Source organism: Mycobacterium sp., assembly GCF_035570115.1.
GTDB lineage: Bacteria > Actinomycetota > Actinomycetes > Mycobacteriales > Mycobacteriaceae > Mycobacterium.
Genome location: NZ_DATMLH010000014.1, coordinates 1 through 8,970 on the forward strand (window position 1 = coordinate 1; position 8,970 = coordinate 8,970).

9 protein-coding genes are annotated in these 8,970 nt (G+C 63.4%); 4 read left to right on the forward strand and 5 right to left on the reverse strand.

The window, feature by feature from the left end:
• The 4 genes from VNW74_RS00925 to VNW74_RS00940 all read right to left on the reverse strand — a co-directional run.
• On the reverse strand, window positions 1-1,065 hold a 1,065-nt coding region (locus VNW74_RS00925), incomplete at its 3' end, for an NAD(P)/FAD-dependent oxidoreductase (RefSeq protein ID WP_325674728.1).
• A gap of 5 nt (window positions 1,066-1,070) precedes the next feature.
• Window positions 1,071-1,265, reverse strand: coding sequence for a ferredoxin (locus tag VNW74_RS00930; RefSeq protein ID WP_325674729.1), 195 nt, complete (start codon window positions 1,263-1,265; stop codon window positions 1,071-1,073).
• A 26-nt stretch (window positions 1,266-1,291) separates the two neighbouring features.
• On the reverse strand, window positions 1,292-2,536 hold the full coding sequence (locus VNW74_RS00935) for a cytochrome P450 (protein ID WP_325674730.1): 1,245 nt from the start codon (window positions 2,534-2,536) through the stop codon (window positions 1,292-1,294).
• A gap of 206 nt (window positions 2,537-2,742) precedes the next feature.
• Complete coding sequence (locus VNW74_RS00940) at window positions 2,743-3,906, reverse strand: acyl-CoA dehydrogenase family protein (protein ID WP_325674731.1); 1,164 nt, start codon at window positions 3,904-3,906, stop codon at window positions 2,743-2,745.
• Between the two features lie 280 nt (window positions 3,907-4,186).
• Here VNW74_RS00940 and VNW74_RS00945 point away from each other — a divergent pair, with 280 nt between their 5' ends.
• From VNW74_RS00945 to VNW74_RS00955, 3 genes are read left to right on the forward strand one after another with little or no spacing between them, the layout of a single operon-like run.
• Window positions 4,187-5,680 (forward strand): carotenoid oxygenase family protein, encoded by a 1,494-nt coding sequence (locus VNW74_RS00945; RefSeq protein ID WP_325674732.1) that lies wholly within the window; start codon window positions 4,187-4,189, stop codon window positions 5,678-5,680.
• Window positions 5,681-6,820 carry an acyl-CoA dehydrogenase family protein gene (locus VNW74_RS00950; RefSeq protein ID WP_325674733.1) on the forward strand — a complete coding sequence of 380 codons (1,140 nt, stop codon included), beginning with the start codon at window positions 5,681-5,683 and terminating at the stop codon, window positions 6,818-6,820.
• Window positions 6,821-6,832: 12 nt separating this feature from the next.
• The gene (locus VNW74_RS00955; protein ID WP_325674734.1) at window positions 6,833-7,405 is read left to right on the forward strand and encodes a helix-turn-helix domain-containing protein; all 573 of its coding nucleotides are present in this window, start codon (window positions 6,833-6,835) and stop codon (window positions 7,403-7,405) included.
• Here the strand turns inward: VNW74_RS00955 and VNW74_RS00960 are convergent.
• Complete coding sequence (locus VNW74_RS00960) at window positions 7,392-8,195, reverse strand: alpha/beta hydrolase (RefSeq protein ID WP_325674735.1); 804 nt, start codon at window positions 8,193-8,195, stop codon at window positions 7,392-7,394. The two genes, VNW74_RS00955 and VNW74_RS00960, sit on opposite strands and share 14 nt — an antisense overlap.
• A 68-nt stretch (window positions 8,196-8,263) precedes the next feature.
• On the opposite strand from VNW74_RS00960, the gene VNW74_RS00965 reads away from it, so the two are divergent.
• Window positions 8,264-8,970 (forward strand): enoyl-CoA hydratase/isomerase family protein (locus VNW74_RS00965; RefSeq protein WP_325674736.1); only part of this gene is annotated, 707 nt, incomplete at its 3' end.

The window sequence follows — 8,970 nt, forward strand, 5'->3', positions numbered from 1 at the left end:
GGTGTTGTCCCAGTCTTCGGAGACGACTGTGAAGCGGTCGGCCGCGCGTAGATATCCGGCGGACTTGAATTTGACGTTGTACTGATCGGACCAGAAGGCGGGTACCGAATTCAGCGGCCGCCGCTCGGGCGGCTCCGCAAGCAGGTTCGCCGCTGCGCAGTCGGCCATGTCTCTGGCGTTGGACCAGTGCTCGATGCACACGGGTGTCGTGCCGTGTCGGTGTGGCCATGCCGCGACGTCGCCGGCTGCGGTGACACCGGGGATCGGTTCGCCCATGCTGTCCAGCGCGCCGCAGTAGATATCGCAGACCACCGCGCCGCCGTCGAGGGCGATGCCGGTCCCGGCCAGCCACTCGGAGTTCGCCACCGTGCCGATCGCCACGAGAACCACGTCGGCGTCGAGTCGTTCCCCGTCGGCGAGGGTCAGCCCCGTGACCCGATCGGTGCCGTCGATCGATGCGACGCCCTGGCCGAGCCGGAACTTCACCCCGTGCGCGGTGTGCAGTTCGATAGCGCGTTTCCCGACTTCCGGGCCGATCGCGGGCATCGGGTATTCGCAAATGTCGACGATCGTGACGTCAACGCCTCGCTGGCGCAGGGTGGCGGCCACCTCGCAGCCGATGAAACCGGCACCGATGATCACCAACTTGGAGTCATCGACCACCGCGCCCTGAAAGCGTTCGACGTCGTCGAACGAGCGCAGGACCACGACTCCGTCGGCCGGCGCGGGGCCGGGCCACGGCCTTGCACGCCGTCCGGTGGCAATGACCAGGCCGTCATAGCCGACCTCCGTTCCGTCGGCCATGGTGATCAGCCCGCGGCTGCGGTCCAGGCTGGCTATCGGCTGGCCGAGCAGCCAGGTCACCTCCTCGACCTCACCGGGCAGCATGCACTGATCGCGGGTGTAGATCCCCGACAGCAGCTGCTTGGACAAAGGCGGTCGATCGTAGGGCCGGTGCACCTCATCACCGATGATCGTCAGCTTGCCGGTGAAGCCGTTCTTGCGGAGCGACTGAGCGGCACGGAAGCCGGCCAGGCCAGCACCCGCGACCACGATCGACCGCACGAGGTTCAGTCCTGCAGCCGGATCGCGGTGACGGGACAGTTGCGCACAGCCTCTTCGACTTTGGCGCGTAACTCCTCGCCGGGCTCGTCATTCAAAAGCGATACCACTTCGTCATCGTCACCGATATCGAAGACCTCCGGCGCTGCCAGCACGCAATCCCCGTGCAACTCGCACCGATCCAATTCAACGATGACTTTCATGGTTTCTGGCCTCCCTGGCCTGGCCTTCAGGCCGGTGTGATAGTGACCGGTAGCTGGTAGACGCCGCGCGAGTAGGCATCGCGCAGGTAAACAATATCGCCGGCGGGCTTGATGTCCTTGGTGCGCTGCAACAGCTCCTCGAAGAGAATCTTCATCTCCAGCGAGGCGACGTGTTTGCCGAGGCACTGATGCGGACCACGGCCGAAGCTGACGTGCGGGTTTTTCTCACGGGACAGATCGAAATCGGTCGGGTTGTCGAACACCCGGTCGTCGAAATTGCCTGCGGCGAAGAGCATCAGGACGATGTCGTCCTTTTTGATCTTCTGGCCGTGCAACTCGTGGTCGGCGGTCGCGGTGCGCACCAGGTGGGTGAACGGCGAAGCGATCCGGACGATCTCCTGGATGGCGGTGGCGGGGATGTCGTCGGCGTGTTCGCGCATCCAGGCCATCTGGTCCGGGCGGCGCATCAGCTCCCAAATGCCGTGCGACAGGGCGGTCCTGGTGCTCTCGGCGGCGCCACTGGCCAGCAGCGCAACATTGCCCTGCAGCTCGTCGGCCGAGATCACGTCGGCGCCGGCCTGCACCAGCTTGGTGATGACGTCGTCACCCGGCTCCAGCCGCTTCTGCTCGCCCAGCTCCGTCGAGTAGTTCAGCAGGCTCATGATCGCGTTGATGACGTACTCGAACGACGGCGTGATGCGGGTGTCGAACGGGGCGGCGAAGGTGTCCACCCACTTGAAGAACTGGGGGCGGTCGCCCTTGGGCACGCCGAGCACGTCACCGAGGGCCTCCATCGGCATGGCGTGGCCGATGTCCTCGACGAAGTTTAAGGTGCCCTTCGCCAACGCGGCGTCGACGATGTTGATCGCGTACTCGCGGAACTTCTCCTCGAGCTTCTTCACCATCGTCGGCCCAAGGCCCTTGCTCATCACCGCACGCTGGCCGCGATGCTTCTCGCCGTCCATCACCAGCATCGCGGGCTTGCCGCCCAGCTCCGGATTTGGCGAGATCGGGGCGACCCGCCACATGTTGACGTACCCGCCGGCCGCCGAATACAGCTCCTGGTTCTTGTCGACGGCCCAAATGTCCTCGTTGCGGCTGATTACCCATGCCCGTTCGATCAGCATCGGGTCGTTGAACTCGTGCAGATAGCAGGGTTGTTCATCGCGCAAGTAGCTGTACTGGTCCAGCGGCAGGCCAAATGTGGTCGGGTCGCCGTTGGCATAGGTCTCTGAGTCGAACACGCTGATGACGGGTTTGGTGGCTGTCATGTCGAGTCCTATCGATATGTGATGGCTGGTCAGGCGTATGGCAGAGCCGAACCGCTCCCAGAGAACCAATCTATGCCTTTGTTGGAATCTCAAGTTCCGGGAGACCGCGTCCCTGTTGTCCCGCCCCTGTCGTGATTATGAGTCAGACCGTCTCAATTATGATTCTTCGCTGCGCAATGTGTCAAGCGTCACCCCCTAGATCTTCCTCAGCGGGCCGGGCGCAGGCCGAATGTGGACGAGATGATGTCGCGCTGGATCTCGTTGGTTCCCGCGTAAATTGTGGGAGCAATGCTTAGTCGCAGGTGGCGCTGCATGTCGAACTCGTTACTGTAACCGTAGCCGCCCATCATCTGAACACCTTCCAGCGCAACCTTTTTGGCTGTCTCGGTCACCTTGACCTTGGACATTGACGTCGCGCGCACCCACTCCTCGGGCGTGCCGATCTGATGCTCGATGTGGTGCACGGTCGCATAAGTGAGCGCCCGTGCGGCTTCGATCTCAATAGCCAGGTCGGCGATGCGATGCCGGAGCGCCTGGAACGACCCGATCGGTGCGCCGAACTGTTCACGCTCGGCTACGTACGCCAGCAGGTCGTCGAAGGCGCGCTGCGCCATGCCCAGGCCCTGCGCCGCGCAAACCAGTCGTTCGCCGTTCAGGCCGGCCATTATTTGCTTCCACGCGTTGCCCTCGGTGCCTACCACGGCTGATTGCGGGACAAAGACATCGGTGAAAAACAGGTCATTGACCTCGCTACCGCCCATCGTTGCGATCGGGCGGATTTGTAGGCCGTCCGCGTCGGCGGGCACCTCCAGCAGCGTCAGACCGTCGTGCGGTCGGACACCGCGTGAAGTCCGCACCACGACCAGGATCGCGGTCGCGAATTGTGCATCGGAGCACCATGTTTTCTGTCCCCGCACGCGCCAGCCGCCCTCGACCTTCTCGGCTTTGCAGCTGACCGCCGCGGCATCCGAGCCCGCACCGGGTTCGGAAATGCTGATCGACATCACCTTGCCCGAGCAGATCGAGCCCAGCGCGGCTTTTTTCTGGTCCTCGGTGGCAAACCTCTTGTAGATGCCGGCTACGGTATGCGAGCTGCCGGCTCCGTGGACCGGCGCGAGACCCCGCCACAGTTGCTCGAACAAGATGACCTGCTCGGTGAGTCCGCCGCCGCTACCGCCATACTCTTCGGGAATCGACACGCCGAGATAGCCGACCTCTGCCAGCTTCTGATACAGGCCAGCATGGTGTTGCTCGGCGCCATTGTCGGTCAATGCATCGCGCTGCTCGCGGGTGCCGCATTCCTTGCGACAGAACTCGCGGACGGCAAGGGCGAAGTCCCGTTGCTCCTCGGTAAGTCCCACCGCGTCCATCTCAGCTCCTTAGCAGAACGACCGCTCGCGGAGGTTCGCAGGCAAGCGCCCGCGATACTCGCAGCGATTATGAGTCGATTCGTCTCGAATGGTATGTGGGGAGCTTCTACCTGGTCAACATTGCCATCAAAAGGCACTCCCATGGCGCCGAAGGTTAAGGGGATGTCGTGTGCGTGGCCGATATCGTGACAACGCAGAGCCCTCGGCCGGGCAATCGAGATAACGAACGTTTACGATGGTAGAGCCACGCTGATACGGCCCAAGACTTACGAGGAGCGTTATGGGATATCCACTACCGCAGGAGACGGCGCTTAGAGGTCCGTTCACGCCGATGCGGTTCGAGGCCACCGTCGAAGAATGCATCGTCAGCCAGGGCGAGATCCCCAAGGATCTTGCCGGTGGCTACTACCGCGTGGGACCGACCTGGAAGCGTCCGACCAAACAGGGCACCAACCCATTGCTGAGCATGGACGGCATGGTCCAGGCGATCACGTTCGAGAACGGGCGCGCGGACTTTCGGAACCGCTGGGTGCGGACGCCGAAATATCTGCTGGAGGAAAAGCACCGGCGCGGCCTGTTCGCCTGGAGCGATGGTGGCTTTCATGACTGGCGTGACTTCGCCTACGGGGACGTCGAACGCGACGGCCACAATCGGTGCACCCCGCAGGGCGTGAACAACGTCAATGTGTTCCCGTTCGCGGGAAACATGGTGGTATCCGGAGAGCAAGGCGGCGCACCGATTGCCATCGACCCGATCACGTTGGAGACCAAGGGGATCGTGGACTGGTCACCGGCGTTATCAGCGGGGTTGCACGACCCCGTGGTGTTTGGAGACTGCGCCTTTGCCGCCCACCCGAAATGGGACCACGATAGCGGCGTGCTCTATGGCTGGACGTATCGGGACACTGCGCCGTTCGTCACCCTGCATACGGTTCATCCTGACGGGCGCGTCGACTCGCGCGAGTTGTGGGACGCGCCGTACAACTCAGTGGCTCACGATATTTGGCTGACCCCGGAATTGATCGTGATGCCGTTTCAGCCCTTCACGGTGAGCAAGGAGCGCATTGCAAAAGGGCTCGGCATCTGGGGCTGGGAAACCGACCTGCCGATCGTGCTGGCGCTGATCCCGCGCGACGACATGGAAGCCGACATTCGCTGGATCACAACCGATCTGCCGCTCCAGTACGTGATGCACACGATGCAGGCCAATGTCCGCGACGGCAAGCTGCTCTTGGACGCACCGATCTTCAACCGGCCGCCATTTCCGTTCGAGCAGGACTTCGCGGAAGGCGATGAGGTCGCCTTGTTCTTCTCGATCGCCTCGAGCCGGCTGGGCCGCTGGACGATCGACCTTGCCACCGGCGACGCGACGAGCGAACAGCTTTCGGACCGGCCCAGTGAACTTCCCAAGGTCGACGAGCGGTTTTTCGGCAAGGGCTACCGATGGGGTTATCAGGTTGGCGGCGTGGTCAAGCGCAACGGTATGTCGATGAACAGCCTGGTGGTCACCGACATGGAGACCCTGTCCGAGCAGGTGTATCAGATCCGCGACGGGGAGCCGGCCGCGGTCCTGGAAGCCAGCTTCGCGCCGCGCCACAAAAATTCGCCGGAGGGTGACGGCTACCTAATCGTCCCGGTGTCCTGGTGGGCCGAAAAGCGTGGCGAATACCTGATTTTCGACACCGATGACGTTACCAAGGGGCCGATCTGCACCATCGAGTTGCCGTTTGCGTTCGGATGGACCCCGCATGGTCACTGGATGGACTTCCGGTAAGTGACGACCTCGCCGGCCCGGCCGGTATTCACACCCGAGCAAGAGCAGTTCCGTCACGCGGTGCGCCGCTTCCTCAACGACCACGTGGTACCGGAGTATTCGACTTGGCTGGCCGACGGGAAGCCGTCGCGGCGCTTTTGGCGGGCAGCGGCCGACATCGGCATTCTCGGAATTGGTGTGCCGGAGGAGTTTGGTGGCATGCCCGGTTCGGACTATCGGCACAGTGTCGTTGTCACCGAAGAGATCCAAGCGCTCGGCCTGGCCATCGGCGGCTTGCGTGTCCAGACCGATATCTGTTTGCCCTATCTGCTGAATCACGGTTCGCCGGAACAACGCGCGACCTGGCTGCCGCGGATGGTTACCGGCGATGTCGTCGTCGCGCTGGGGCTGTCCGAGCCGGGTGCCGGGTCAGATCTCAAGGCGATGTCGACGCGCGCTCGTCGGTGCGGGGATCACTACGTGGTCAACGGCGCCAAGACGTTCATCTCTAACGGTGCCGCCGCTGATCTGGTGATCCTGGCGGTCAAGACCGACCCTGACGCGGGTCGGCGCGGCATCAGCCTGCTTCTCGTGGATACCTCGACACCCGGCTTCGCGCGCGGCCGTAAGCTCGACAAGCTGGGCCTTCGCGCGCAGGACCTGGCCGAGATCTCGTTCACTGACATGAGGATCCCCGTCGAGAACCTCCTAGGAGTCGAGAACGAAGGGTTCACTTATCTGACGTCGAACCTCGCGCAGGAACGCTTGTCGATTGCGGTGAATTCGCAGGCCGCAGCCGCCGCAGCGCTTTCTTGGGCAGTTGAGGATCACCGGCAGGGCGCCAACGCGGGCCAGGAGGTCAAGTTCACGCTGGGCCAGTGCGCGGCCGAGGTGGCGGCCGGTCAGGCGCTTGTCGATCAGGCGTTATTGCGCCACGTCCAGGGCCGGCTCAGCGGCAACGACGCCGCAATCGCCAAGCTGTACTGCACCGAGCTGCAGGGCCGGGTTGTGGACCGATGTCTGGCGCTGTCGCACCCGTCGACCGCGCTGCGGGGCGACTCCCGGTTGGGCAATGCCTACCTCGACGGCCGGGTGAGCCGGATTTACGGGGGGTCCAGCGAAATCATGAAGGTCATCATCGGACAGAGCCTCGGCCTATGAGAAGCTGCTGAGGTGACGCGCGACGAAGAGATCCTGGCTGCTGCCGAGAAGCTGTTCTTCGAGCGTAGTTTCGACGGTGTTGGCGTCGACGAGATCGGCAAAGTCGCCGGTACCGCCGGGTCGGCCATCTATCGACACTTTCCCAGCAAGGACGCGATCTTGGCGGCCCTGTTCGATAAGACCCTCGACACAATTCTGGTGCGTCTCGGGGAGCCCGAAGAGGATCCCAACGCTGAGCTGAACAAACTGGTGCGCGCGTTTGTGGGCTTGGCGAGGAGCCACGAGCGATTGGTGTCAATCTGGCTCCGCGAGCAGCGCTCACTGGCCGAGCGTTATCGCCGGGAACACGACCGTCGGCAACGTCGCATCACCCAACGGTGGATCGATTGTCTGAAGCGCTGCTACCCCAACCGTTCGACCGACGAGATCATCACCGCCACGCGGGGCGTCCAATTGCTGTTGTTCTCCGAAGCGCTGCGGCCGCCGGGGGGGCGACGTGCCAAGCAGGCCGAGGAACTGCTGTCCCAGATGGCATTAGCATCGGTTCGAGCCCTGGAGCTGGAGCCGGCTGCTAAGCGGCGATGAATTTGAGCAGCGCTGATTCGAATGCGTCCGGTGCCTCCAGCATCGGATAATGTCCGCAGTCGAGGATTTCAACCAGGGTGGCGTCGGGTAGCTGCTGCTGCAGCCAGCGGGCGCCCTTGGCCGAGTGCACCGGGTCGGTGGCACCGACGATCTGCAGCACCGGCTGGATGACCCGCGGGATGTCGGCGAGCAGATCGGTCGTGAGCAGCGACCGATAGCTGGCCACCGCGGCCCACGAGGGCATCCGAAGCGAGCAGCGGACCAGCCAATCGACCGTTCTGGGATCCGGCTCGTGCGCGAAAGCTGACGCGATCGTGCGGTACCGGGCCCCCAGCCGGTTAGCGTGCTCGTCAGCCAGCATGCTCTCCAACAGTGGCCCGGGCGGCCCGCCGAATGGAAAGCTTTCGCTGCGGCTGGCGCGAACGCCGTTTGACCCGACAAGCACCAGCGCGGTGACCAATTCGGGCGCGGTCGCGGCGGCGCGAAATGCCACCTGCCCGCCGAATGAGTGACCGACTACCGTCGCGCCACCAACTTCGAGTCGGTCGAGCACGGTGACGAGATCGGCCGCCAGGCGCTCGATGTCGTAGCCATGCAATGGGTTATCGGAGAACCCGTGGCCGCGTTGGTCTACGCACAGGACGCGAAGGCCGCGGTCTGTGAGTACACGTACCTGGCGATCCCACAGCTCGTGATCGAGGCCGAAGCCGGAAATTAACGCCACGGCGGGCCCATCGCCGAGATCCTGCACGTGAATCCGCACGCCATCATCGACGTCGACAAATGCCACTTTGGGTATCACCTTCGATCATGTAGATTTATGAGCTTACAAGTCTTAATAATACGGGGAAAGGCCTCATGAGCACCAGCCTCGAAGCACTATCCATAAGCTCCCGCGGCGAGGGTGTCAGCGAGATATCGCTGGTTCGTCCAAAACTGTTGAATCGCTTCGACAATCAGTTGCAGATAGAACTGGCGACGGCGCTTGAAGACCTCGCTAAAGACGATGGCGTCCGCGCGATCGTGCTGGGCTCCACCGGAAGGGCGTTCTCAGCCGGCGGGGACTTTGCTTTGATGCGGGCCGCGCATGACGACGCCGATTCGCGACGCGAAACCGTCGAAGCGGGCGTGAGGTTGCTGCGGTCTTTTTTGGACCTGCCTCAGCCCATCGTCGCTGCGGTGCAGGGCCCGGCGATTGGCCTGGGTGCAACCGTGGCGCTGATGTGCGACGTTGTGGTCGCAGCAAGAACCGCGGAACTGGCCGACACCCATGTCAAGGTGGGTCTCGTGGCCGGCGACGGCGGCTGCCTGGTGTGGCCGCAGGCGGCCGGCATGCTACGGGCGCGACGTCACCTGCTCACCGGTGATCCGCTCGACGCGACTACTGCCTACCAGCTCGGCATGGTGACTGACATCGTCGACGAACCGGGCGAGGTATTGCCGTGCGCTCGCGAAATCGCAAAGCGCATTGCGGCTCTGGCGCCGTTGGCCGTGCAGGGCACGAAACGAGCCCTGAACCATGTGACGTCGCTTCGGGCCGACGAAGTGGTCCGGCTGGCTTTCGA

Coding starts and splice junctions, on each gene's coding strand:
- VNW74_RS00940 (WP_325674731.1), bottom strand. CDS start 3,906: ATGGACGCGGTGGGACTTACCGAGGAGCAACGGGACTTCGCCCTTGCC.
- VNW74_RS00945 (WP_325674732.1), top strand. CDS start 4,187: ATGGGATATCCACTACCGCAGGAGACGGCGCTTAGAGGTCCGTTCACG.
- VNW74_RS00930 (WP_325674729.1), bottom strand. CDS start 1,265: ATGAAAGTCATCGTTGAATTGGATCGGTGCGAGTTGCACGGGGATTGC.
- VNW74_RS00935 (WP_325674730.1), bottom strand. CDS start 2,536: ATGACAGCCACCAAACCCGTCATCAGCGTGTTCGACTCAGAGACCTAT.